This is a genomic window from Polaromonas vacuolata (assembly GCF_012584515.1).
Taxonomy (GTDB): domain Bacteria; phylum Pseudomonadota; class Gammaproteobacteria; order Burkholderiales; family Burkholderiaceae_C; genus Polaromonas; species Polaromonas vacuolata.
The window spans coordinates 865,457-889,435 of sequence record NZ_CP051461.1 but is presented as its reverse complement, the minus strand read 5'-3'; the positions used below and the strand labels follow the sequence as shown (position 1 = coordinate 889,435).

The 23,979-nt window shown below is 54.0% G+C and carries 21 protein-coding genes, 1 other RNA gene and 1 pseudogene; 16 read left to right on the top strand and 7 right to left on the bottom strand.

Annotation, left to right across the window (positions count from 1 at the left end):
• The first annotated feature begins 23 nt into the window (after positions 1–23).
• From HC248_RS04180 to HC248_RS04170, 4 genes and pseudogenes are all read left to right on the top strand, one after another.
• Complete coding sequence (locus HC248_RS04180) at positions 24–2,072, top strand: AAA domain-containing protein (protein WP_238342714.1); 2,049 nt, start codon at positions 24–26, stop codon at positions 2,070–2,072.
• A 415-nt stretch (positions 2,073–2,487) separates the two neighbouring features.
• Entirely contained in the window at positions 2,488–2,718 is a 231-nt protein-coding gene (locus tag HC248_RS17610; RefSeq protein WP_238342713.1) for a Fic family protein, read from the top strand.
• A gap of 36 nt (positions 2,719–2,754) precedes the next feature.
• Positions 2,755–3,408, top strand: a pseudogene (locus tag HC248_RS17605) (Fic family protein); the annotation flags it as partial.
• Between the two features lie 243 nt (positions 3,409–3,651).
• On the top strand, positions 3,652–3,909 hold the full coding sequence (locus HC248_RS04170) for a hypothetical protein (protein WP_168921407.1): 258 nt from the start codon (positions 3,652–3,654) through the stop codon (positions 3,907–3,909).
• A gap of 7 nt (positions 3,910–3,916) precedes the next feature.
• On the opposite strand, the gene HC248_RS04165 is transcribed toward HC248_RS04170, so the two are convergent.
• The 7 genes from HC248_RS04165 to ompA form a co-directional block, all read right to left on the bottom strand.
• Entirely contained in the window at positions 3,917–5,224 is a 1,308-nt protein-coding gene (locus HC248_RS04165) for a type II toxin-antitoxin system HipA family toxin (protein WP_168921406.1), read from the bottom strand.
• A complete protein-coding gene (locus HC248_RS04160) occupies positions 5,214–5,474 on the bottom strand; it encodes a helix-turn-helix transcriptional regulator (protein WP_168921405.1) in 261 nt (86 codons plus the stop codon). Before HC248_RS04160 ends, HC248_RS04165 begins: the two co-directional genes overlap by 11 nt.
• A gap of 213 nt (positions 5,475–5,687) precedes the next feature.
• Complete coding sequence (locus tag HC248_RS04155; RefSeq protein ID WP_168921404.1) at positions 5,688–6,305, bottom strand: type IV toxin-antitoxin system AbiEi family antitoxin domain-containing protein; 618 nt, start codon at positions 6,303–6,305, stop codon at positions 5,688–5,690.
• A 532-nt stretch (positions 6,306–6,837) separates the two neighbouring features.
• Positions 6,838–7,224: a transfer-messenger RNA gene (gene ssrA, locus HC248_RS04150) on the bottom strand.
• Between the two features lie 12 nt (positions 7,225–7,236).
• Positions 7,237–7,902 (bottom strand): HAD-IA family hydrolase, encoded by a 666-nt coding sequence (locus tag HC248_RS04145; RefSeq protein ID WP_168921403.1) that lies wholly within the window; start codon positions 7,900–7,902, stop codon positions 7,237–7,239.
• Between the two features lie 23 nt (positions 7,903–7,925).
• Complete coding sequence (gene ubiG / locus HC248_RS04140; RefSeq protein ID WP_168921402.1) at positions 7,926–8,639, bottom strand: bifunctional 2-polyprenyl-6-hydroxyphenol methylase/3-demethylubiquinol 3-O-methyltransferase UbiG; 714 nt, start codon at positions 8,637–8,639, stop codon at positions 7,926–7,928.
• A gap of 69 nt (positions 8,640–8,708) precedes the next feature.
• Positions 8,709–9,350: an outer membrane protein OmpA gene (gene ompA, locus HC248_RS04135; RefSeq protein ID WP_168921401.1), complete on the bottom strand. Its 642-nt coding sequence runs from the start codon at positions 9,348–9,350 to the stop codon at positions 8,709–8,711.
• Between the two features lie 257 nt (positions 9,351–9,607).
• Between ompA and gyrA the strand changes: the two genes are divergently transcribed.
• The 12 genes from gyrA (at position 9,608) to rfaD (ending at position 23,843) form a co-directional block, all read left to right on the top strand.
• On the top strand, positions 9,608–12,286 hold the full coding sequence (gyrA, locus tag HC248_RS04130) for a DNA gyrase subunit A (RefSeq protein WP_168921400.1): 2,679 nt from the start codon (positions 9,608–9,610) through the stop codon (positions 12,284–12,286).
• Entirely contained in the window at positions 12,283–12,867 is a 585-nt protein-coding gene (locus HC248_RS04125; RefSeq protein WP_168921399.1) for a DUF2059 domain-containing protein, read from the top strand. The genes gyrA and HC248_RS04125 overlap by 4 nt, the downstream gene beginning before the upstream one ends.
• Entirely contained in the window at positions 12,864–13,955 is a 1,092-nt protein-coding gene (gene serC / locus HC248_RS04120) for a 3-phosphoserine/phosphohydroxythreonine transaminase (RefSeq protein WP_168921398.1), read from the top strand. Before HC248_RS04125 ends, serC begins: the two co-directional genes overlap by 4 nt.
• Positions 13,956–14,009: 54 nt before the next feature.
• Positions 14,010–15,092, top strand: a complete 1,083-nt coding sequence (pheA, locus tag HC248_RS04115) for a prephenate dehydratase (RefSeq protein WP_168921397.1) — start codon at positions 14,010–14,012, stop codon at positions 15,090–15,092.
• Positions 15,093–15,094: 2 nt separating this feature from the next.
• A complete protein-coding gene (locus HC248_RS04110; protein WP_168921396.1) occupies positions 15,095–15,961 on the top strand; it encodes a prephenate dehydrogenase in 867 nt (288 codons plus the stop codon).
• Positions 15,962–16,049: 88 nt separating this feature from the next.
• Positions 16,050–18,044 carry a bifunctional 3-phosphoshikimate 1-carboxyvinyltransferase/cytidylate kinase gene (locus HC248_RS04105; protein ID WP_168921395.1) on the top strand — a complete coding sequence of 665 codons (1,995 nt, stop codon included), beginning with the start codon at positions 16,050–16,052 and terminating at the stop codon, positions 18,042–18,044.
• A gap of 159 nt (positions 18,045–18,203) precedes the next feature.
• Positions 18,204–19,889, top strand: coding sequence for a 30S ribosomal protein S1 (gene rpsA, locus HC248_RS04100; protein ID WP_168921394.1), 1,686 nt, complete (start codon positions 18,204–18,206; stop codon positions 19,887–19,889).
• 97 nt (positions 19,890–19,986) lie between these two features.
• Positions 19,987–20,319 carry an integration host factor subunit beta gene (locus HC248_RS04095; protein WP_168921393.1) on the top strand — a complete coding sequence of 111 codons (333 nt, stop codon included), beginning with the start codon at positions 19,987–19,989 and terminating at the stop codon, positions 20,317–20,319.
• A gap of 48 nt (positions 20,320–20,367) precedes the next feature.
• Entirely contained in the window at positions 20,368–20,706 is a 339-nt protein-coding gene (locus tag HC248_RS04090; protein ID WP_168921392.1) for a LapA family protein, read from the top strand.
• Positions 20,696–21,847 (top strand): lipopolysaccharide assembly protein LapB, encoded by a 1,152-nt coding sequence (gene lapB, locus HC248_RS04085; protein WP_168921391.1) that lies wholly within the window; start codon positions 20,696–20,698, stop codon positions 21,845–21,847. The genes HC248_RS04090 and lapB overlap by 11 nt, the downstream gene beginning before the upstream one ends.
• Positions 21,848–21,865: 18 nt before the next feature.
• Positions 21,866–22,813 (top strand): D-glycero-beta-D-manno-heptose-7-phosphate kinase, encoded by a 948-nt coding sequence (gene rfaE1 / locus HC248_RS04080; protein ID WP_168921390.1) that lies wholly within the window; start codon positions 21,866–21,868, stop codon positions 22,811–22,813.
• A gap of 22 nt (positions 22,814–22,835) precedes the next feature.
• Positions 22,836–23,843, top strand: a complete 1,008-nt coding sequence (gene rfaD, locus HC248_RS04075; RefSeq protein ID WP_168921389.1) for an ADP-glyceromanno-heptose 6-epimerase — start codon at positions 22,836–22,838, stop codon at positions 23,841–23,843.
• Positions 23,844–23,979: the final 136 nt, after the last annotated feature.

The window sequence follows — 23,979 nt, the reverse complement described above, 5'->3', positions numbered from 1 at the left end:
AAGCTGGCTAAATCTCTGTTCTTTTGACTGACCTCGACGTTATCCCCACCGATCCTTACGCTGCTGAAAAAGAGTTAGCCCACGTTCTAGCCTTGTTGCAACTTGAGCAAAAGGAAGACCTCGCACAGTTCAAACTCAAAAGCGCCAAAGCCAGCATTGAGGAGCGCCAGCGGCGTGGTCTGGCTTGGTACCCCATCACCATCACTAAAGAAGACATCGGTTTTGGCGGCAAAGTGGTACTGGAACTAGAACGCGCTCCTGGCCAGCAGCGTTTGCACTTGTTTCAGGTGGGCCGCAATGCTTCACTGTTTGTCAATCTGCCGGGTCACGCCTCCCTAGAGGCGCCCACGCTCAATGGCGTGATCACCAGCTTGCAGCACAACAAGCTACAGCTGACCACCAGCAAAGAAGAGCTTCCCGACTGGGTACTTAACGGCGGCAATCTGGGCGGTGGCAAGCTCGGCATCGACCTCACCTTCGACGAGGTCAGCTACCGCAGCATGGACAACGCCCTGAGGGAAGTGATGCGCGCTCGTGGCGACCGGCTGGCCCAATTGCGCGACGTGCTGCTGGGGGCCCGGCAAGCTCGCTTTCGTGAGCCTAAAGCCGACGACCTGTTCTACCCCAGCACACTCAACGAGTCGCAGCTGGTGGCCGTGCGCCATGTGATTACCGCCCAAGACGTCGCCATCATCCACGGCCCGCCTGGTACCGGCAAAACCACCACGCTGGTGCAGGCCATCTTGGAAACCACCCGGCGTGAGCGACGCGTGCTGGTGTGCGCACCCTCGAACACGGCCGTGGATCTTCTGACCGAAAAACTGGCTGAGCGCGGCGTTAAGGTCATCCGCATGGGCAATCCCAGCCGTGTGTCGGACCTGCTGCTCCAGCACACCCTTGATGCACAGTTAATGGCCCACCCGAGCTACAGCAAAATGCACGCCATGCGCCAGACTGCCACGCAGCTGCGAAATACAGCCAACGACCGTGCCAGCGACCGCATCCGCAAATTTGGCTTCGAGGAGCGGCAGCATCGCCAGCTGATGAAGGAAGAAGCCCGGATGCTCATTCAGGCCGCCAACGATTTGGAGCGCTTCATCACCGAGGACGTACTCGAATCGGTACAGGTCATCACCGGCACGCTGGTGGGCGCAAACAACCGGGACATCCGCCACCTGACTTTTGATACCGTTTTCATCGACGAAGCCGCACAGGCTTTGGAGCCAGGCTGCTGGATTCCGATTACCAAGGGCGAGCGCGTCGTTTTGGTGGGCGATCACCACCAGCTGCCGCCCACCGTTAAAAGCGAGAAAGCGGCCCGCGAAGGCCTGCGCGAAACACTGTTCGAAAAGTGCATCAAGCGGCAACCCACCACGGCCCGCACACTCACCGTGCAGTACCGCATGCACGAGCACATCATGGCGTTTAGCTCTCAGCAGTTCTATAGCGGCCAATTAGAAGCGCATCAAAGCGTGAAGCACGCTGGCCTAGCCGCCTACGACCAGCGCTTCGCGCCCGACCTGCCGGTGGAATTTCTGGACACAGCGGGTTTGGGCTTCCTCGAAACAACCATCCACGAAAGCCGTTCTACGGCCAATCCCGAAGAAGCGGATTTGCTGCTCAAGCGCCTGTCTCAGCTCCTTGCGCGTTTAGAACCTCGCGAGTCGACCGAGCACGAGCACGCACAAAAACCGCTCACTATCGGCGTAATCGCCCCCTACCGCGCCCAAATCAACTATTTGAAGGACGCCATTGAAGAGTCCTCTGCGCTCAACAGCTTGCTGCAAGACCGCACGCTTAGCGTGGGCACCGTTGATTCATTTCAAGGCCAGGAGCGTGACGTCATCGCGATTTCGCTGACGCGAAGCAACCAACACGGCGATATCGGCTTTCTTTCAGACATCCGCCGCATGAACGTGGGTATGACCCGCGCCAGGCGCAAGCTGCTACTGGTCGGCGACTCGTCCACGCTCAGCGCTAATGCGTTTTACAAGGATTTGCTGGCCTACGTGAAGCAAATCGGTGGCTATTGCGCGGCTTCAGAAGTCGCTGATGACGAAGAGCCTAGTTGACCTATTGTTCGGCGGGTTGTTATTGCCAGTGCCAATTTGACGGGGTAGGCCAAAATTTCGTGACATGGCGGCGTCTCCTGATAGTTTGATTTGGCGTGAGGACAAAAGAGACATCCAATAGTCGCTGATACCGAGAAAATTCCTTGGGTATCAGTTGCGCAGCTCTAACGGTAGGAGCGCTAAACGTGGATATCCCTTCGTCCTTTGTTGGGTGTAAATAGGTATGTTGCGGGTTGGCGGCTTGAAATTGGGTTTAATTGGGTGTAAATGGGTTTAGTATTGGTTAATGCTCCGCACTGAAACCCTCCAGATCACCCAAGAAATCCTGAGCCTCGTCACCAAAACTGACGAGTTCAAGGGAGCCTGGCGTGCCCTAGGGACGCTCGCACCTGAGCGCTTATCGGCGTTGCGCCGCGTGGCCACCATCGAGAGCATCGGATCATCGACCCGCATTGAGGGCAGCAAACTCTCAGACCGCGAGGTCGAGCAACTGCTGGCAAATCTGGAGATCAAGTCCTTCGACACTCGGGACGAGCAAGAGGTGGCGGGTTACGCCGAGGTAATGGATTTGATCTTTAGCGCTTGGCACGATATCCCGTTTACCGAGAACTACGTCAAGCAGCTGCATCAGGTATTGCTGCGCTAAAGCAAGAAAGATGCCTGGCATCGCGGACAGTACAAAACGAACACCAACAGCGTGGCCGCTTTCAACGAACACGGCGAGCAGGTCGGCATCGTGTTCCAGACTGCTTCGCCGTTTGATACCCCGCGTTTGATATCCGAGCTAATCCGTTGGGTGTCTGAGCAACGTGAGTTGAAACTGTGTCACCCACTGCTGATTACAGCGGTCTTTGTGGTCGTATTCCTTGAAATTCACCCGTTTCAGGACGGTAACGGCCGAATCAGCCGGGCGCTGACTACGCTGATGCTTTTGCAGGCTGGATACGCCTACGTACCCTACAGCTCGCTGGAAAGCGTGATCGAGATGAATAAGGAAGCCTACTACCTTGCCCTGCGACAAACCCAAGGCACGATTCGTACGGATGCGCCGAACTGGCAGCCTTGGCTGGTGTTTTTCCTACGCGCATTGGCAGAGCAGGTGCGGCGCTTGGAGAAGAAAGTCGAGCGTGAAAAACTGGTACTGGCCGCGCTGCCTGAGCTGTCGTTACAGATTGTCGAGTTTGCCCGCGAACATGGCCGTGTCACGATTGGCGAGGCGATCAAGTTAACCAGCACCAGCCGGAACACGCTCAAGCAGCACTTTCGCTCGCTAGTCGAGCGCGGACACCTGAACCAGCACGGCAGTGGTCGGGGCGTCTGGTACGAGCTGCGCTGATCTTCACTTCAGACGGAAGAAAAGAGACATCAGACATTCACGTTAATAGTCGCCGTTGCTTAGCAAATCCTGAGGTGAGTAGGTGGAGGCTTATTACAATCGTATTCGCAGGCATTCAACCGTTGGCTGGCTAAGCCCACTTAACTTTGAAAATCTGTATTACCAATCTTTAGAGGACTCTGCTGTCCATTAATTTGGATAGGCCCACAGCGAGCAAGCAAAACCCATCAGGACACACCGTTGATGCGCGCTTTGGGATTGGCGCATTACTGGCAGGGCTTGCTCGATGATGGCAAGGTGCAAAACGTAAGAGAGATCGCCCAACGGGAGGAGATGGATGTGACGCAGGTGCGGCGCTTGCTGCGCCTGACTTTGCTGGCTCCCGAATTGCTGGAAGCGATTGTAGCTAAGGCAACTCTGAGTTCTATCAATTTGGAGTTTGTACTGCGTCGGGTGATGCCGGATGACTGGCATGCGCAGAGCGCACTGCTAACAGCATAGCGCTGGCTCAGTCGGAGGGTTCTGCGGTAGCGTCATTTTCCGCGGCGGGATTGGTGAGCCGCCGACTCGTCAGAGCGCAGCGCTGTTCAATCAAGACATTGATTTTCTCAACCACGGCATTGCCGGAAAAACTGTACCCGGGATCAGACTGGAGCTTGCGCGCCGTGGCCGGCAGTGACTTTGCCAACGCCAAGATGCGTCTCTTAGCCTGCGACTTGGTCAGGCCGGCGCTTTCTGCAAACTGTTCCCAATGCCCTACCCGAACTTCGCTGAACTTATATTTGCTGCCAATTTTCATGGCCATCTTTTGCGATAGCGTTGGATACACCGCCGTCGACAGCGTGTCGTAGAACGGTGATAGGACGGGAGTTTTGCCTGACTTTTCACCCAAATAAAGCAGCGAAAAGTTCTTGGCGTGCGCATCGTGATTGCCGATCAGCGCATTGAAGATCATACAGTCGAGCAGGCGCAATACCTGCGGTGCACTTGGGCGTGTAACACGACGAAGTAATTCGAAGCATTGCGCTAAATCTGGCCCACCTTCGTTTTGGTATTTCATTTCTGGGACCACGCCAAGCGCCTGGCAGAAATCCTCTTGATGCAGGCGATGTCTGTATCCCTGTGCATCGATCAGTCGGTCGTAGCGCTCGACCAGCAGAAACGATCGGTCCAGCACAAAGTGGACTTTCGATTTTGCTGGCTTGAGTTGCATCGCTTCAGCCAGCGCCAGGCAGAACCCCTCGTTGATTACGCTGTCTTCAACAGCGTGGATGGCCGGCTTCAAAATATGCGAACTCGGCGTGCCGTTTTTGGGCAGACCCATACGGCTGCCATCGAAAACCACCGGTAGTTTGTCTTGAGCGCCCGCCAAAGAAAGTCGCAAGCCGTCTTTGCCTGCCAGCATGGGGCGACGCGGCAATTCATCCAGTATGGCAACGACCTCGTCGTCACTGAGCCACTGAACGTCATTGTTGCAGGCAGGCACAGCTAAGGCCTGCCCCTGCGCAATAAAGGTCACTGCCCCGGCGCATTCGCCGCCGATATGGTCCAGCAGCGCAAAGTCGTTCTGGCTAGACACTTGAAACTGCTGTGCAATCAGGCGGCGCATCTGACCCTCTGGCAGCAGGCCCGCAAAGAAGGGACGCGTTCGACGATCGTCAAATGGCTGCGTTTGCAGGGGCAGCGAGACGGACAAGGCAACGGCGGCTGGTTGCGACAACCAAGCAGATGCGTAGCAAAAATTCAGCCGACCATCGACCAGCGCCAGCGTGCCAACACGATCGGCGAAAAGCCAGACTTCCAGTTCATGCGCCATGGTCACCACCTTCACGTTGATCGTCGGCCGCAATAGTTGGCAATCCGCTTAACTGGATCTCGCCACCCAAGGCATCAATGACCAGAAGCACGTTTTCCAGTCGCACGGTGGGCTTGCCAGCTTCAAGGTCGACGATGAAGCGCACACCCACCCCGGCAGCCAGAGCCAATTGGGGTTGTGTCAGCCCGAGCTGCTTGCGAGCGGTACGCAGTGCGCCGCCGAGTTGTTGAGATGATCGAATGGATGTCATGGTTTGCTCAGTTTCCCGTTCGGAAAATTATTAACCACAACTGGGCTGTATGCAAGAAATATGTCCCGATCGGGAATTACTTAGGATGTCAGGCCAGATTCTTATCTTAACTTCCCGTTCGGGAAATATTGTGTGCTTGCGAAGAATGGCAGTCACCATTTCTGCAAAATGCGGTGAATAGACGGGCACGGACAGAAGCGGCCAAATGTCGGCTCATGTTGTCACGCTTTCAAGGTAAGGTCGCATGACGTTTGCCACGCGGTCTATGGTTGCGTAGTGCCAGATCGCATCCATCGTAAATTTGCGTTGAGCCCAGCCATCGCGCAGTGCTTCCAGAGCAGGGTCAAGGCCGATTTTATTGCGGTACTTAAAGCAGTCAGCCACAGTCTTTGCGGCATTAAACACGGCTACCTCTACACCGTCTATCGTTAGATGTTCTATGCCATCAGTCAGCGCGGCACCCGACATGCGCACGACACGAATTTCCGGTTGGCCAAGACGTGGAATCGATGCGCGATGGGCGATGGCGAGCCAGACCTCGAAGGGTGCTTGGGTGCCAATGCCATGCACGCGCAGTGCCGACAGCAGGCAAATAACGCCCTGCGGCGCTCTCAGCGCAACTTCTGCCAGTGAGCGGTGTTCGCTGATTGCCTGACCTGGTAGGCCGTACACCCCTCGGGCGACTCTTTCGAGCTTACCTGCAGCAACCAGTCGGCTCAGCACAACGGTGGGCAGCGCCTGCTGCGCAAGATCCCGGGCACGCACAAGCGAACGCGCCTTAACCAGTTCGAGAACGGCCTGCTCTTGTGTTGAATGGGAACGTGGGTTCATGGTGGCAGTATGTTGCAAAATATTTGCATTTGTCAATAAACTACATGCAATAACAACAGACAAACAGCTATTTCGTCAAACCCTTGCAAATCACCTAAGCACAGAAAGCCACACGGACTCATGTTCATGCGCCATACCCGCTGCGCTCAAAGCTCTGCATAGTCAGAAACACCGCCCTCCCCGCCCAGAACTTCGAGCCTGTGCAGTGCCAACTGGGAGTCACTGTAGATGCCAAGCCTGGTGACTGCCCAAAGCATTTAGCTGGATCTGGACTAGAAATGAACTTTTCTGCACTTGTCGCCGCTGCCTACCAATAACCAACACTAACTGGCCCCGCGTAAGTCATTGATTTATATAGAAACAGCCTCGCGAGCGCTCGCGAGGGTAGCTGAGAACAGAGAGAGAAAATGGGCATAAATACCCCCAAAACCAGGCACCGGTGGTGGTCGACGCTCGCGAGGGTAATGGCCTTTTCACTGGGGGAAACAGGCAAAAAAAAATCCCAACTGATAAGAGTTGGGACTTCGTAATATGGTGGAGCTGGGGGGATTTGAACCCCCGTCCGCAAGCCTTTTTCGGGCAGATCTACATGTTTAGCGGTCTGATTTAAGTCTCGCCACTTGCATCGCGCAGTCGCACGCTATACAAGACGCCAGTACCCTATTGTCTTGCCCCGGGTTAAGGTACCCAGCCCAGAGCCAGCCGATAAAATTATCTTTACAGCCGGGAGTCTCTAACTTGCGTTAAAAACCCCTTGCCCAGCCCATCGGCCTGCTGTTGTAAAGCTCACGGGCAATTAAGCCGCGAGTGCGAAACGTTCGTCGTTTGCAGTTAGTTTGTTTTAGTCAATTTTACGAGCACACTAAGCTCGACATGCACCACACCGCGTCCGAACCCACGTCGAAACCAATGCAGCCCCAGAAACACTATTTTAAGCCATTCGCAGCAACTTCAAGAGGGCCTCTGGAGAAAAAATTGTTGCGTCTGCATTCCAGTGCGTCGTGTCTTCAATCGCACCTAAATAACCGTAGGCGGCAGCCACGGTAACCATACCTGCGGCGCGGCCGGCGACTATGTCGCGCTCATCGTCACCGACGTAGACGCATTGCTGTGGCTCCAACATGAGGCGACGCGATGCTTCTAGCAAGGGCTCAGGATGCGGCTTGGCATGTGGCGTGGTGTCACCGCTGATGATAGTTTGAGCCGTTTTAAAAAGCGGCATGGCACGTGTCAGGGGCAACGAGAAGCGCTCAGACTTATTTGTCACCACACCCCACTTCATGCCTGCGTCGTCCAGTCTTGCAATTAACGCATCGACGCCATCGAAACTACAGGTGCGCTGAGTCATGCAGGCGGTGTAGTTAAGAAAGAATTCTTCCTTGAACTGCTCAAAGTCTGCGTCTTGCGACTGCATCCCAAAAGCCACGCTCAACATACCGCGTGCGCCAGCGCCAGCCAGAGGTCTGTAGTGCGACAAAGGCAACGAAGCCATGCCTCTATCCGTGCGCATTTTGTCTGCCGCCGCGCCAAGGTCTGGCGCACTATCAACCAAAGTGCCATCTAGATCAAATAGCACGGCTTTAATGTCATTAAACATATGATGCGAGTCTGCTTAAACCGTTAGGCTGCTGGTTTAGTAGTCGCAAACATATAGTTCACGCTGGTGTTGTCGTCTAGCCAATAGTGGCGTGTTAGCGGGTTGTATTGCATGCCACTGGTTTTCTGTAAATCAAAACCAGCGGCGCGGCAGTAAGCAGCTAATTCACTAGGCTTTATCAATTTGGCGTATTCGTGCGTGCCGCGCGGCAATATGTTGAGAACATACTCTGCGCCAACAATCGCGAATAAAAACGACTTAGCGTTGCGGTTAATGGTGGAGAAGAAAACATGGCCTCCGGGTTTAACCAGTGCATAACAAGCTTTTACGACGGCAGCTGGGTCTGGAACATGCTCAAGCATTTCCATACAGGTCACTACGTCAAAAGTGCCAGGCTGCTCTGCCGCCAAGGCTTCTGCGCTGATCTTTTGGTATTGAACGCCTTCAGTTTGTGCTTCCAGGGCATGAAGCTGGGCAACCTTAAGTGCTTTTTCGGCTAAATCAATACCCATGACTTTCGCGCCTTTGCGCGCCATGGCATCAGCCAAAATACCACCACCACAACCTACGTCAAGAACACTCAGACCTTTAAGAGGAATAATTTTGTCAATCCAAGTCAAGCGCAAAGGGTTGATTTGATGCAAGGGGCGAAATTCGCTTTCTTTATCCCACCAGCGATGAGCGAGATCAGAAAATTTAGCTAGTTCGGCGGGGTCAAAATTAGAGTTGGTAGACATTTAACGATTATGACTCGCCCACAAAAAAACCGCGCCTAAGCGCGGTTTTTTAAGAGCAAACCTTAGGGTTTACTTGCTAGAACGTGTTCCAACAACTTCGATCTCAACGCGACGGTTTTTAGCGCGGCCTTCTGCAGTCTTGTTGTCTGCAACTGGCTGCTTCTCGCCTTTACCTTCGGTGTAGACGCGGTTTTTCTCGACGCCCTTAGACACCAAGTATGCCTTGACGGCTTCCGAACGATTAACCGACAGCTTCTGGTTGTACTTGTCGCTACCGACGGAGTCAGTGTGACCCACGGCGATGATGACTTCAAGGTTGATGCCTTTGATCTTGCTGATCAGGTCGTCAAGCTTGGCTTTACCTGCTGGCTTGATAACAGAGCGGTCAAAGTCAAAGAACGCATCGGCTGCGTAAGTAACTTTGGTTGCTGCTGGAGGCGCAACTGGCACCACAACTGGTGCAGGTGCTGGTTTAGCAGCAGGAGCGGCCGCAACAGGGGCCGCAGCAACGACAGGCTTGATAGCACCGTCGCAATCAGGAGACGCCGTAGCAGGCGTCCAATTGGCATCGCGCCAGCACAGCTCGTTAGTACCGTTTTTCCAGTTCAACTCGCCGTTACCGCTTTTCCAGTTATCGACTGTTTGTGCACCAGCAGCCGTAACGAGCGCTGCGGAAGCAAACAACATTGCAAATTTGTTGAGTTTGTTCATGATTCTCCTCTAGAGAAAAGGCGCAGACTGGCTGCGTTTATTGATTTATACCCTCCGAATGACCATCATTCGAAGCGTTACAGTAATTGTGCCACAGGCTCTTAACACTATAAGATTGGTATCGACTTCCTCTTACACGTAGTAGAGAAACTCGGCTTTTTGTTGCTAGCAGGCAACAATTACTAGCCATTAAACTCAAGCATTAAAATGATTCATCTGGTAATAAGACCAAGTTCAATTCTCTACCCAGGCCTACTATGACCCAGTTTGCAAAAGAAACCTTGCCCATTAGCCTTGAAGAGGAAATGCGGCGCAGCTACCTAGACTATGCAATGAGCGTCATAGTCGGTCGCGCACTCCCTGACGCACGTGATGGCCTCAAGCCCGTTCACAGGCGTGTTCTGTTCGCCATGCATGAACTCAACAACGATTGGAACCGACCGTATAAAAAGTCAGCGCGTATCGTTGGCGATGTGATTGGTAAATACCATCCACACGGCGATCAGTCGGTTTACGATACGATTGTTCGTATGGCGCAAGATTTTTCCATGCGCCACCTCTTGGTTGACGGTCAAGGTAACTTCGGCTCTGTAGATGGTGACAACGCAGCAGCGATGCGTTACACCGAAATCCGCTTGGCCAAAATCGCCCATGAATTACTGGCTGACTTAGACAAAGAAACCGTCGACTTTGGCCCTAACTACGACGGCAGTGAGCAAGAACCTTTGGTCATGCCAACCCGCTTACCCAACTTATTAGTAAACGGCTCAGGCGGCATTGCCGTCGGCATGGCGACGAATATACCGCCGCACAATCTGAATGAAGTGGTCGATGCCTGCTTGTATTTACTAGGTAAACCAGAAGCGACGATTGATGAGCTGATGGAGATCATTCCTGCACCGGACTTCCCGACTGCCGGCATTATTTACGGCATCAACGGCGTGAAGGACGGTTACCGTACCGGCCGTGGCCGGGTGGTTATGCGCGCCAAGTGCCATTTTGAAGATATAGACAAGGGCCAGCGTCAGTCCATCATTGTTGACGAGCTGCCCTACCAAGTGAACAAAAAGACGCTACAAGAGCGCATGGCCGAATTGGTCCATGAAAAGAAAATAGAAGACATCAGCCACATCCAAGACGAGAGCGACAAGTCCGGCATGCGCTTAGTCATTGAACTCAAGCGTGGGGCAGTGCCAGAAGTTGTACTGAACAACTTATACAAGCAAACCCAGCTCCAAGACACCTTTGGCATCAACATGGTTGCGCTGGTCAATGGCCAACCGAAGCTATGCAACCTAAAAGACTTAATTCAAGTCTTTCTGTATCACCGCAGAGAAGTGGTTACGCGCCGCACCGTTTTCACGTTGCGAAAAGCACGCGAACGCGGTCATGTATTAGAAGGCCTAGCAGTAGCGTTAGCCAACATTGATGAATTCATTGCCATCATCCGCAACGCACCAACGCCGCCGGTGGCCAAAGCCGAGCTCATGCTCAAGCCTTGGGACAGTAAGCTGGTGCGTGAAATGCTCACCCGTGCGCGCGCCGACGGTGGAGTAATCAACGCCGACAGCTATCGCCCCGACGGCTTAGAGCCGCTGCTAGGCATGGGGGACGACGGCTTGTATCGACTCTCGGAAACACAGGCTCAGGAAATTTTGCAGATGCGCCTGCAACGCCTAACTGGCTTGGAGCAAGACAAGATAGTGGCCGAATACAAAGGCGTCATGGCCGAAATCGACGACCTGCTTGACATCTTGGCACGCTCGGAGCGTGTCTCCACCATCATCAGCGAAGAGCTCACCGCGATTCGCAATGAGTTCGGTCAAACCAAGCTGGGCGCACGCCGCAGTCATATTGAGCACAGCTCTTTTGATTTAAGTACCGAGGACTTAATCACGCCCACCGACATGGTGGTCACGCTATCCCACACCGGCTACATCAAGAGCCAGCCTTTATCCGAATATCGTGCGCAAAAACGCGGTGGACGCGGCAAACAGGCTACAGCCACCAAAGAAGACGACTGGGTAGACCAGCTCTTTATCGCCAATACTCACGACTACATATTGTGCTTTTCCAACCGTGGCCGGCTTTACTGGCTCAAGGTCTGGGAAGTACCTGCTGGTTCGCGCGGCTCACGCGGTCGCCCCATCGTCAACATGTTTCCGTTGCAAGAGGGTGAAAAAATCAATGTGGTGCTGGCACTCACCGGCGACAAGCGGACCTTCCCTGCGGACCAATATGTATTCATGGCAACATCCATGGGAACCGTCAAGAAAACCGCATTAGACGACTTTAACAACCCACGCAAAGGCGGCATTATCGCCATCAACCTGGACGAGGGCGACTTCCTAATAGGTGCTGCACTGACCGATGGCAAACACGACGTCATGCTGTTTAGCGACGGTGGTAAAGCCGTGCGCTTTGACGAAGAAGACGTACGCCCGCTAGGCCGAACAGCACGTGGCGTGCGCGGCATGGCACTCGATGTCAGCCAAAGCGTCATCGCCATGTTGGTGGCAGAAGACGAGCAGCAAAGCGTTTTAACCGCCACCCATAACGGCTTCGGTAAGCGCACCTCGATTACCGAATACACCCGCCATGGCCGCGGCACCAAGGGCATGATTGCCATCCAACAAAGCGAGCGCAACGGCAAAGTCGTAGCCGCTACGCTGGTGCGTAGCGAAGATGAAATCATGCTCATTACAGATAAGGGCGTGTTGGTACGTACCCGCGTGAGTGAAATTCGCGAGATGGGCCGCGCTACACAGGGCGTCACATTGATGGCACTAGATGAGGGCTCTAAATTGAGCGGATTGCAGCGTATTGTTGAAAATGACGCGACACTATCGACAGAAGAAACGCTAACACCAGCTGATGCCGTCCCAGACGAACAAACCAGCACACCAGATCAAACCAACCCGGGAACAGAAGAATGAAAAAAATACTCAGCACCTTGGCCCTAGCCATCGCAACTCTGGCTTTGCCAGGCCTGGTCATGGCTCAAGCAGCCGATCCTAAGCAAGCCTTGGCAGCTAAGGTAGTTGCCTTGCAGCAAGGACCCGAGCTGCAGCGCCTGATCGGTCAGTTGGCCGATGGCACAGCCAACGACTTGCTACAAAACTGGGCACCCAAACTGCAAGCCAATGTGGCTGAAGCCAAACGAAAAGAAGTCGGTGATGCGCTCAACATTGAACTTAAAAAATATTTTGATGATGCCGCCGTCATCATTGGCAGCAAGATAACCCAAGCCAGCAATGACGCCTTAGTACCAGCCTATATGGCAAGCTTTAGCGCCGAAGAGCTGCAACAACTAGCCACCTTCTTTGAGTCACCCGTCGTCAAAAAATACCAAACTGCTGCGCCACAACTGGGCAACAGCTTTATTCAGCGACTGGTTGAGATCACACGTAACGACATCGCCGCGCGTGCCGCACAATTTGACGTAGTCGCCGCCAAACTTATTGGCACGCCAACAGCAAAAGCCGCACCAGCGGCCAAGCCAGCCGCGAAGAAATGACCAGACCCTTTAATTTCTCCGCCGGCCCAGCCGTTTTACCCGAAGAAGTATTAAGCCAAGCCGCTGCAGAAATGCTGGACTGGCAAGGCAGCGGCATGGGTGTGATGGAAATGAGCCACCGAGGTAAAGAGTTCATCTCAATTTACGAGCAAACCCAAAGCGACTTGCGCGAATTACTAGCCGTGCCGCCAGAGTTCAGTATTTTGTTCATGCAGGGCGGCGCGATTGCTGAAAACGCTATTTTGCCGCTCAACCTTTCGCGCGGCCAACAGACCGACTATGTGGTGACCGGCAACTGGAGCGAGCGCTCGCAAAAAGAAGCGCGTAAATACTGCAGCGTTTCCATCGCAGCGAGTAACGTAGAGAGCAACTACACCAGCCTGCCTAAGCCAGCGAGCTGGCAGCTAAGCGAATCAGCCCAGTACGTGCACGCCTGCTCGAATGAGACCGTGCACGGGGTTGAAATGCACACTTTGCCTGACCTCAAATCACTGGGTAGCAAAGTCCCGCTGGTATTGGATATTTCATCGCACATGGCGTCCAGAAGCATTGACTGGACACGCGTTGACATGGCTTATGGCGGCGCGCAAAAAAACGTCGGCCCGGCTGGGCTAACGATTGTTTTTATTCGCAATGAGTTGCTGGGACACGCCTTGCCGCATTGCCCTAGTGCTTTCGATTACAAGATCGTGGCTGACAGTGAGTCCATGTACAACACACCGCCCACTTGGGCAATTTACGTTGCTGGCCTGACATTCAAATGGCTTAAAAAGCAAGGTGGTATTGCCGCCATCGAGCAGCGCAACATCAGCAAAGCAGCGCTGCTTTATGACTTTATTGATGCCTCTAGCCTGTACCAGAGTCGGGTTGAGAAAGACTGTCGCTCACGCATGAACATTCCGTTTTTCATGCGCGACGAAAAACTCGACGCAGCCTTTTTATCCGGCGCAAAAGCGGCTGGCTTGCTACAACTCAAAGGCTATAAAACTATGGGTGGCATGCGGGCGAGCTTGTATAACGCCATGCCTGTCGCTGGTGTACAAGCCTTGATTGACTACATGCGAGACTTCGAAAAAAACCAGGCATAAAAGCGCAATGAAAATTGTGACTATGACCAAAAGATTGCTGGAGACCGCTGAAAAATGACACAGACCCTCGCCGAGCTACGCGTTCAAATCGACGCGCTGGATCAAGAACTGCTTAGCCTGCTAAACAAACGCGCACGTGTGGCCGAGCATGTAGGCGAGATTAAAAAACGCGATGGCACGCCCTTCTTCCGGCCAGACCGGGTAGCCAAGGTGATAGAGCACATACAGGCGAGCAACACCGGCCCGCTCAAGGGCGAACATGTCGCCGCAGTCTGGCGTGAAATCATGTCTGCCTGCCTAGCGCTTGAGTCGCCGATTCGTGTGGCCTATCTAGGCCCTGCCGGTACTTTTAGCGAACAAGCCGCGTTGCTTTTTTTCGGCTCCAGCATTGAGCACATAGCTTGCGCCAGCATTGACGAGGTGTTTCGTGCCACAGCTTCTGGCAGCGCAAGTTACGGCGTGGTGCCGGTAGAAAATTCGACTGAAGGCGTGGTGTCCCGCTCAAAAGACTTGTTTTTGCAATCACCCCTACACATCATCGGCGAGACCAGTCTGCTGGTGCGGCACAACTTGCTGCGCGTGACCGGCGGCATGGACGGCATACAAGCTGTCTACGCCCACCCGCAAGCGCTAGCCCAATGTCAAGGCTGGCTAACAGCCAACTTACCTAATGCCGAGCGCCATCCGGCCGCCAGCAATGCCGAGGGCGCACGCCTAGCTAGTACCAATCCAGCTTGGGCCGCCATCGCCAGCGAGCGCGCCGGCACCCAGTTCGGCCTGCACAACCTTGCCCACGGCATACAAGACGATGCCTTTAACCGCACCCGCTTTGCCGTGCTGTGCCTACCGCAAACCCTGCCCATGCCACAAGCCAGCGGCAAAGATTGCATCAGCTTAGTGGTGTCAGTCACCAACCGCCCTGGCGCTGTGCACGATTTGTTGGTACCTTTAAAAACCCACGGTGTGTCAATGACGCGGTTTGAGTCGCGACCGGCAAGATCTGGCCAATGGGAGTATTACTTCTACATTGACTTGCAAGGCCATCCGTCCGAGCCGCATGTCAGCGCCGCGCTAGCTGATTTACAAAAACTGTGTGCTTTTTATAAAGTACTGGGCAGCTACCCAGTCGGCGACTGAACATGTTTGAACAACTCGGCCTGATCGGCTGCGGCCTGATGGGCGGCTCTTTTGCACTAGCACTCAAGCGCGCCGGGCTGGTCAAACGCATAGTCGGTTATAGCAAATCGCCTTCCACAACTGAGATGGCACGCCAAATGGGTGTGATTGATATCGCCGCACCTTCCGCCCTGCTCGCCGTGTCCGGCGCTGACATCGTGTTGCTGGCAGTGCCGGTATCGGCTACCGAAGCGACGCTCAAAGCGATTCGCCACATGATCACGCCCAGCACGCTAATCATGGACGTGGGTTCAACCAAAGGCGATGTTGTCGAAGCGGCACAGCGCTCACTGCGTGACCATGTTGGTTGCTTTGTACCCGCGCACCCGATTGCAGGTAAAGAAGTCTCTGGCATTGAGCATGCTGACGTTAATCTTTACTTCGGCAAGCAACTCATACTCACACCAACAGAGCTCACTTACACAGCTCAACTGGCGCAGGCGACAGAGCTCTGGACAGCACTGGGCTGCAAAGTCACGCAGATGTCACCACAAGCACACGATGCGGCGTACGCAGCTGTCAGTCATCTGCCGCATCTGATTGCGTATGCACTGATGAACAGTATTGCCGCCCAGCCAGAAGGTAACGCATACCTAAGTTTGGCTGGCTCTGGTTTTCGCGACTTCAGTCGAATTGCGGCCAGCGACCCACAAATGTGGTGCGATATTTTGCTGGCCAACCATTCTGAACTGTTGGCCCAGTCAAAACTGTTTCGGCAAACATTGCTGGCGATGGAAAAACTCATCGCTGCTGGCGACAGCGAGCAGTTGCAAGCTGACATTAACCAAGCCAGCACCGCACGCATCAACTGGCAGATCAGTACCAAATAAGGTTGATCTTGATTTTTAGTCTTTGGTAGTTTTTAGTCATTTAAGACTACTACTTGTTATTTACAGTTATTTTGAGTAGTCTTTAATAATGTTTGACCTAGAGTTTCTTGACGTTCCGTCCCTCAAAACTGCCGCTGGCCAAATCCGCCTACCCGGCTCCAAAAGTATTTCCAACCGCGTGCTGCTACTTGCTGCCCTGAGTAACGGCAAAACCACTGTGCACGACTTGCTCGCCTCCGACGACACCGCTGTCATGCTTAACGCGCTGCGCCAACTCGGTTGCAGCGTCGAGCAAACCGGCAATAGCGCAGTCATCATCGGATTGGGCGGTCAAGCCAAGGTTCAGCAAGCCCAGCTCTTCATGGGTAATGCCGGAACTGCCATGCGGCCCCTGACCGCGGCGTTGGCTTTGCTGGGCGGTGAGTTTGAACTGTCCGGCGTGCCGCGCATGCACGAGCGGCCGATTGGCGACCTAGTCGATGCGCTGCGCCAACTCGGCTGCGATATTGACTATCTTGGTAACCCAGGCTTTCCGCCGCTACGCATTCGCACTGGCGCATTCAAACTAGACCAGCCGATTCGTGTGCGCGGCGACGTTTCTAGCCAATTTCTCACCGCCCTTTTAATGGCGCTGCCGCTGGTGGCCAAGCAAGACATTCACATCGAAGTCGTCGGTGAGCTCATTTCCCAGCCATATATCGCCATCACATTGAATTTACTGGCGCGCTTTGGCGTGCAAGTGCGGCAACCTGAAGGCGCCGAGCACTGGCAACGTTTTATCATCCCAGCTGGCAGCCAATACGTCTCACCCGGCGAGATTTATGTCGAGGGCGATGCCTCCTCGGCCAGCTACTTCATCGCACTGGGCGCGATTGCTGAACCAGTGGAAGGTCTTGATGGCATAGAAATTTTGGGTGTAGGCGCAGACTCGATACAAGGCGACATTCGTTTTGTAGAAGCCGCACAAGCCATGGGCGCAAACATCACCAGCACCGCCCACTCGCTCAAAATCAAACGTGGCGCTTGGCCGCTCAAAGCCATAGACATGGACTGCAACCACATCCCAGACGCCGCCATGACGCTGGCCATGCTGGCGCTATATGCCAACGGCAGCACAACGCTGCGCAATATTGCCAGCTGGCGCGTGAAAGAAACCGACCGCATCGCCGCCATGACGTGCGAATTACAAAAATTAGGCGCGACGGTAGAAGAAGGTCAAGACTGGATCAAAATCACCCCGCCCACTAAATGGTGCACTGGTGCGATAGCTACTTATGACGATCACCGAATGGCCATGTGTTTTTCGCTGGCGGCCTTTAACCCCGCCAATTTACCGGTTCGGATACTTGACCCGAAATGCGTAGCCAAAACTTTTCCTGATTATTTCGAAGCCCTGTTTGAACTAGCCGGTACCGAATCTAAATCTATTCCCGTGATCTGCATCGATGGCCCGACCGCGTCAGGCAAAGGCACATTAGCAGCCAAGCTGGCGGCGGAGCTGGGCTACCACTTTTTGGACTCAGGTGTGCTTTATCGCTTGAGCGCCCACGCAGCCAGTCAAGCTGGTCTTTCGCTAGACGACGGCGCAGCGGTTGCAGGCGTGACGCGTAAGCTCAGTGTGAGTTTTAAAAATGACACAATTTTGCTCGACGGCCAAGACTTGAGCGCCGCCATTCGCAGCGAAAGCGCCGGCATGGCGGCCTCAAAAGTCTCGGCCCATCCCGAAGTACGGGAAGCCCTGCTCGAGTTGCAACACAGCTTTAGACGCCTTCCCGGCCTTGTCGCCGATGGACGCGATATGGGCAGCACTATCTTTCCAGATGCAGAACTGAAAGTTTTCCTCACCGCTAGCGCTGAGCACCGCGCGGAGCGCAGGCATAAACAAATGGTTGCAAAAGGGATTTCGACTACACTGGAGAGTATTGAGCAAGACCTGCTGGCGCGAGACGCGCGTGACCAATCACGCAAAGCTTCACCCTTGCATCCTGCTGATGACGCCCTACTACTGGACAACTCTTTTTTATCGATTAAAAAATCGGTTCAACAAGTACTCGTTTGGTGGCAGGACAAAAGGCCCTTCTGATCACATTTGACTGCCGCGCAGCCAAACCACTCAGCAGGAAAAGTAACCCAAGCTGCAGTCCCCGGACCGCATAACCCAAGCTAAAACAAGCTACAAACAGAACCAAAAACTTTCAGCAATTGTGCTGACTGAACCCTGTGTTGTGGACTAGGAAAATCAATGTCTGAATCATTTGCCGATCTATTTAACGAATCCCTACTGCGCTCCGAAATGCGTACCGGTGAAGTCATCACCGCAGAAGTAGTGCGCATTGATCACAACCACGTGGTTGTGAACGCAGGTCTCAAATCCGAAGCCTACGTGCCTCTCGAAGAATTCAAAAACGACCAGGGCGAGCTCGAAGTCCAGGTCGGCGACTTTGTGTCGGTGGCCATCGACTCAGTCGAAAACGGCTACGGTGACACCCTGCTGTCCCGCGACAAGGCCAAGCGCCTGGCATCGTGGATGAGCTTGGAAAAAGCCCTGGAATCCGGCGAATTCGTCACCGGTCAAACCAGCGGCAAAGTCAAGGGCGGCCTGACCGTTCTGGTCAACGGCATCCGTGCATTCTTGCCAGGTTCGCTGATCGACACACGTCCCATCAAAGACTTGTCTCCGTACGAGAACAAGACCATGGAATTCAAGGTCATCAAGCTCGATCGCAAGCGCAACAACGTTGTGCTCAGCCGCCGCGCTGTGGTCGAAGCCAGCATGGGCGAAGAACGCGCCAAGCTGATGGAAACCCTGAAAGAAGGCACTGCTGTCAAAGGCATCGTCAAGAACATCACCGAATACGGTGCATTCGTTGACCTCGGCGGCATTGATGGCTTGCTGCACATCACCGACATGGCATGGCGCCGCGTCCGTCATCCAAGTGAAGTGGTGACTGCAGGTCAAGAGATCGTCGCCAAGATCTTGAAGTTTGACACCGAGAAAAATCGCGTGTCACTCGGTCTGAAGCAAATGGGTGATGATCCATGGATGGGCGTGAACCGCCGCTACCCACAGAGCACACGTCTGTTTGGCAAGATCACCAACATCGCTGACTACGGCGCATTTGTTGAACTCGAGCCAGGTATCGAAGGCTTGGTCCACGTGTCAGAAATGGACTGGACTAACAAGAACGTAGCACCGAGCAAGCTCGTGGCTCTGGGCGACGAAGTCGAAGTCATGGTCCTCGAGATCGACGAAGACAAGCGCCGCATCAGCTTGGGCATGAAGCAGTGCAAAGCCAACCCATGGCAAGAGTTTGCTCAGGACACCAAGCGCGGCGACCGCGTTAAAGGTCCTATCAAATCGATCACCGACTTTGGTGTGTTTGTTGGCCTTGCAGCCGGCATCGACGGTTTGGTTCACTTGTCTGATTTGTCGTGGAACGAAGCTGGCGAAGCCGCTGTTCGTAACTACAAAAAGGGTCAAGAAGTCGAAGCGATTGTGTTGGCAGTTGATGTCGACCGCGAACGCATCTCCTTGGGTATCAAACAGCTCGATTCCGATCCATTCACAACCTTCGTGTCTATCAACGACAAGGGCGCTGTTGTGACCGGTAAGGTCAAGACAGTTGATGCCAAAGGCGCTGAGATCGATCTCGGCGAAGACATCATCGGTTACCTGCGCGCCAGCGAAATCAGCCGTGACCGCGTTGAAGACGCACGTAACGTGCTCAAAGAAGGCGATGAAGTTTCAGCCGTGGTGGTCAATGTGGATCGCAAGACCCGCAACATCCAGTTGTCGGTTAAAGCCAAGGACAACGCTGACCAGCAAGAAGCCATGTCTACCCTGAGCCAGCAGTCCTCGCGCGAAAGCGCTGGCCTGACCAGCTTGGGCGCATTGCTGCGCGCTAAGTTGGACAACAACGAGAAGTAAACCGGGTTTCCCGATTTAGCTCCCGCTACATGGCGTGCACAGTCGTTCTGATCAGCGACTGTTGCACGCTTTTTTATTGCCCTAAAAGTTTTAAACCATGACCCGAAGCGATCTTGTAGAAGAACTGGCTGCCCGATTTGACCAGCTGACCCACCGCGATGCGGAATTTGCTGTCAAGTGCATTCTTGAGGCCATGAGCGAGGCAATGGTGCGCGGCAACAGGGTAGAGATTCGCGGTTTTGGCAGTTTTTCAATCAACCACCGTCCGCCCCGCATGGGCCGTAATCCGCGCTCCGGTGAGAGTGTCGCCATTCCCGAAAAACGCGTCCCCCACTTCAAACCGGGTAAAGCCTTACGCGAAAGCGTTGAGTCCCGCACCGAGGAGTTTTTACGTCTAGAAGCGAAGAAAATACCAACGCCACTGGCTTGAAATAAAGGCTTTAGCGATGACTACAATCCTGTCTGGAGACATACCTGTATGAAATACCTGCTGTGGCTGCTAAAGGCAGCTATTTTTTTTACCCTGTTTGCTTTTGCGCTGAATAATCAGCAAATCGTGTCCGTCAATTTCTTTTTCGGCACACTCTGGCAAGCGCCTTTAGTGATTGTCGTACTCGCCACTTTCGCTGCAGGCGTCGCGTTAGGCATACTTCTCATGATGCCGCGCTGGTGGAAAAAACGCCGTGCGCTCAAGCACTCAGAGCCCAGCGTGAACCCCGGTAGTCGAGGCAATTCAGACGCCGACCCACAGACTAATTCAACGTCAAACACCGAGTCCAGCTCAAGCAACGCCAAACCGCCGCATTATGGACTTTGACATCACATGGATGCTGCTTGGCCTACCGATCGCCTTTGCGCTGGGTTGGCTGGCCTCTAGGCTAGATCTGCGCCAGCTCAAGATTGAAAACCGCCAAGCGCCCAAGGCTTATTTTCGCGGGCTGAATTTTCTGCTCAACGAGCAACAAGACCAAGCCATAGACGCCTTCATAGAAGCCGTACAAAACGATCCCGACACCTCCGAGCTGCACTTTGCATTGGGCAACTTATTTCGCCGTCGTGGCGAATACGAGCGCGCTGTTCGTGTCCATGAGCACTTGCTGGCGCGCGGTGACTTAGACAAACCCGAGCGCGACCGAGCCCAACATGCATTGGCCTTGGACTTTTTAAAAGCCGGCTTACTCGACCGCGCAGAAGCGGCCTTACGCAAACTTGAAGGCACGCACTACGAGGAAGAGGCAAGACTCTCACTGCTTGCGATTTACGAGCGCTCAAGCGACTGGGCGCATGCCAGTGAAATTGCCGTCAAACTCGGCAGCGACAACAATAACAGCGGCAGCTTTAGTACGCGCCAAGCCCACTATTTGTGCGAGCAGTCCAGCGTGATGCTGGCCGCCGGCGACACGGATAAAGCCATGCAATCACTGCGCCTAGCAAGCGCTTTGGCACCAGCATCACCACGCCCGTTGATTGAGCAGGCCAAGCTGCTACAGCAATCCGGGCAATCACAAGCCGCATTCGAGAGCTTGCTGGCATTGGATAAATTCGCGCCTCAGGCCTTGCCATTAGCCGCCGAGTTATTAGTGAACATTGCACAAAAACCAGAATTGCTGATGCCTGTGCAAACGCTGCTCAAGGCCCACTATGCGCGCCGGCCATCGGTGGACGTGATGCAAGCCATCGCACGGCTTTCACCGGATAAGGCCACTGGACAGCAGTGCTACCTCACGCATCTCGAACAAGAACCCTCCTTAGTGGCCGCGACAAAATGGATTGCCGGCGAGGAGTGGAATGATCCGGATCGCTACAAGTTAGTCCAGCAAGCCTTGGACAAAGCCACCGTTCCCCTGATGCGCTACCGCTGCGCGGCCTGTGGATTTGAGGCCACCCAACACTTCTGGCATTGCCCAGGCTGCCAAGCATGGGACAGCTATCCAGCCAGTCGCATTGAAGAACTTTAAGCACTAATCTCCAAACACATGACACTGACACAAGAAAAAATAGCCGCAGCCCGCGTGCTCGTGGTGGGCGACGCCATGTTGGATCGCTATTGGTACGGCTCGGTAGAGCGTATTTCGCCCGAAGCACCCGTACCGGTGGTTCGCGTCACCCGCACTGAAGAGCGTATTGGCGCTGCCGCCAACGTGGCCTACAACATCGTCACGCTAGGCGCTAAAGCGTCTTTGCTGACAGTAGTCGGCAACGACGACGACAGCCACAAACTTGAAGCACTGGTTGCCAAAACTGGCATTACTCCGTATTTTGGGCGCGATGAAAAACTTAAAACCACAGTCAAGCTGCGCGTCATTGGTCGGCAACAACAACTGCTGCGACTAGACTTCGAGAACACGCCCGAACATGAAGTGCTGGACTCACAATCAGCGACCTTTGAAAAACTGCACACCGAGCACGACGCCGTTCTGTTTTCCGACTACGGCAAAGGCGGTTTAGCCCACATTGTGCGCATGATTGAGCAGGCTAGAGCGTCTAGCAAAGTCGTACTCGTCGACCCCAAAGGCAATGACTACGCACGTTATAAAAACGCCACAGTCATCACACCGAATCGCGTCGAACTAGAGCATGTCATAGGCAGCTGGCGCGATGACGCCGACCTAGAGGTCAAAGCGCATAACCTGCGTTCATCGCTAAATCTTCAAGCCCTGCTGTTAACCCGCAGCGAAGAAGGCATGACTTTGTTTGACGACCAAGGTCAGCTGCATGTTGCGGCATTGGCGCGCGAAGTATTCGATGTCACTGGCGCCGGCGACACCGTCATCGCCACGCTCGCAGCCCTCTGCGCTGCTGGCCTCAGCCTGCGCGACGCGGTGCCGATTGCCAACCGCGCCGGCGGCATAGTGGTCGGTAAATTCGGTACCGCCACTGTCAGTTACAGCGAGCTGTTTGGCGACAACGCCAGCGCAGCATAAAAAGAAATCAAGGATAAAAAAAATGAAAATCGTAGTCACAGGAGCAGCTGGCTTTATCGGCAGCAACATCATCAAAGGGCTGAATGCCCGCGGCATCAACGACATCATCGCCGTTGACGACATGAGCGAAGGCGATAAATTTCGCAATCTGGCTGATCTACAAATCGCCGACTATGTGGACGCTGGCGACTTCTACAAACGCTTTGCTGACGGTACTTATGGCCGGGTCGAAGTGGTCTTTCACGAAGGCGCTTGCAGCGACACCATGGAGCTTGACGGCAAGTTCATGATGGCCAACAACTACAGCTTGTCTTGTGATTTGTTTCATGCCTGCCAACAGCAAAACACGCGTTTGCTTTACGCCTCTTCAGCCGCAACTTATGGCGGCGCAGACACTTTTAGCGAAATGCCAGAATTTGAAAAACCGCTCAACGTCTACGGCTACTCCAAGTTGCTGTTCGACCAACGTCTACGCCGCGAAGTCGGTGCACGCTTTGAGAATGCCGCCAGCCAAGTCGCTGGCTTTCGTTACTTCAACGTCTACGGACCACGTGAGCAGCATAAGGGCCGCATGGCCAGCGTGGCTTTTCACCAATACCACCAGTACTTGGCTGACGGCAAAGTCAAGCTGTTTGGTGAATATGGTGGTTACAGCTCGGGCGCGCAAATGCGCGACTTTGTCTATATTGACGATGTAGTCGCCGTCAACCTCTGGTTTTTGGACAATCCACAAGCACGCGGTATCTTTAACCTAGGCAGCGGCAAAGCCCAGCCTTTTAACGATGTCGCTATCACCGTGATCAATGCTTTGCGCAGTCAACAAAAAGTCGATCAACTCAGCCTAGAAGAAGCCGCGCACGGTGGACTGATTAACTACATCGCTTTTCCGCCAGCGTTGGTGGGCAAATACCAAAGTTACACCCAGGCAGACCTTAGTGCGCTGCGCGCAGCCGGCTGTGAGCATCAGTTTGCCGATGTGCAAACCGGCGTAGCTGCATACATGCAGTGGCTTGCCGCTAAAAAGAGCTGAGTTCAGAACAAATTTTAAGAAAATTGCATGTTTAAAACTAGCCCAGTCAACCCGACTGCTGGCTTTGCGTTAGGTAGTTGCAGTGTTGACAAGATGAGTGGCTGTAAAAGTCCAAAATCTGCAATCTGTGATTCAA

Bases quoted from the DNA above. Each gene is read 5' to 3' on its own strand.
- rpsA (WP_168921394.1), top strand. From the start codon at position 18,204: ATGTCTGAATCATTTGCCGATCTATTTAACGAATCCCTACTGCGCTCC.
- serC (WP_168921398.1), top strand. From the start codon at position 12,864: ATGACCAGACCCTTTAATTTCTCCGCCGGCCCAGCCGTTTTACCCGAA.
- pheA (WP_168921397.1), top strand. From the start codon at position 14,010: ATGACACAGACCCTCGCCGAGCTACGCGTTCAAATCGACGCGCTGGAT.
- lapB (WP_168921391.1), top strand. From the start codon at position 20,696: ATGGACTTTGACATCACATGGATGCTGCTTGGCCTACCGATCGCCTTT.
- HC248_RS04095 (WP_168921393.1), top strand. From the start codon at position 19,987: ATGACCCGAAGCGATCTTGTAGAAGAACTGGCTGCCCGATTTGACCAG.
- HC248_RS04155 (WP_168921404.1), bottom strand. From the start codon at position 6,305: ATGAACCCACGTTCCCATTCAACACAAGAGCAGGCCGTTCTCGAACTG.
- gyrA (WP_168921400.1), top strand. From the start codon at position 9,608: ATGACCCAGTTTGCAAAAGAAACCTTGCCCATTAGCCTTGAAGAGGAA.
- HC248_RS04160 (WP_168921405.1), bottom strand. From the start codon at position 5,474: ATGACATCCATTCGATCATCTCAACAACTCGGCGGCGCACTGCGTACC.
- HC248_RS04145 (WP_168921403.1), bottom strand. From the start codon at position 7,902: ATGTTTAATGACATTAAAGCCGTGCTATTTGATCTAGATGGCACTTTG.
- ompA (WP_168921401.1), bottom strand. From the start codon at position 9,350: ATGAACAAACTCAACAAATTTGCAATGTTGTTTGCTTCCGCAGCGCTC.
- rfaD (WP_168921389.1), top strand. From the start codon at position 22,836: ATGAAAATCGTAGTCACAGGAGCAGCTGGCTTTATCGGCAGCAACATC.
- HC248_RS04170 (WP_168921407.1), top strand. From the start codon at position 3,652: ATGCGCGCTTTGGGATTGGCGCATTACTGGCAGGGCTTGCTCGATGAT.
- HC248_RS04125 (WP_168921399.1), top strand. From the start codon at position 12,283: ATGAAAAAAATACTCAGCACCTTGGCCCTAGCCATCGCAACTCTGGCT.
- HC248_RS04110 (WP_168921396.1), top strand. From the start codon at position 15,095: ATGTTTGAACAACTCGGCCTGATCGGCTGCGGCCTGATGGGCGGCTCT.
- HC248_RS04105 (WP_168921395.1), top strand. From the start codon at position 16,050: ATGTTTGACCTAGAGTTTCTTGACGTTCCGTCCCTCAAAACTGCCGCT.
- HC248_RS04090 (WP_168921392.1), top strand. From the start codon at position 20,368: ATGAAATACCTGCTGTGGCTGCTAAAGGCAGCTATTTTTTTTACCCTG.
- rfaE1 (WP_168921390.1), top strand. From the start codon at position 21,866: ATGACACTGACACAAGAAAAAATAGCCGCAGCCCGCGTGCTCGTGGTG.
- ubiG (WP_168921402.1), bottom strand. From the start codon at position 8,639: ATGTCTACCAACTCTAATTTTGACCCCGCCGAACTAGCTAAATTTTCT.
- HC248_RS04165 (WP_168921406.1), bottom strand. From the start codon at position 5,224: ATGGCGCATGAACTGGAAGTCTGGCTTTTCGCCGATCGTGTTGGCACG.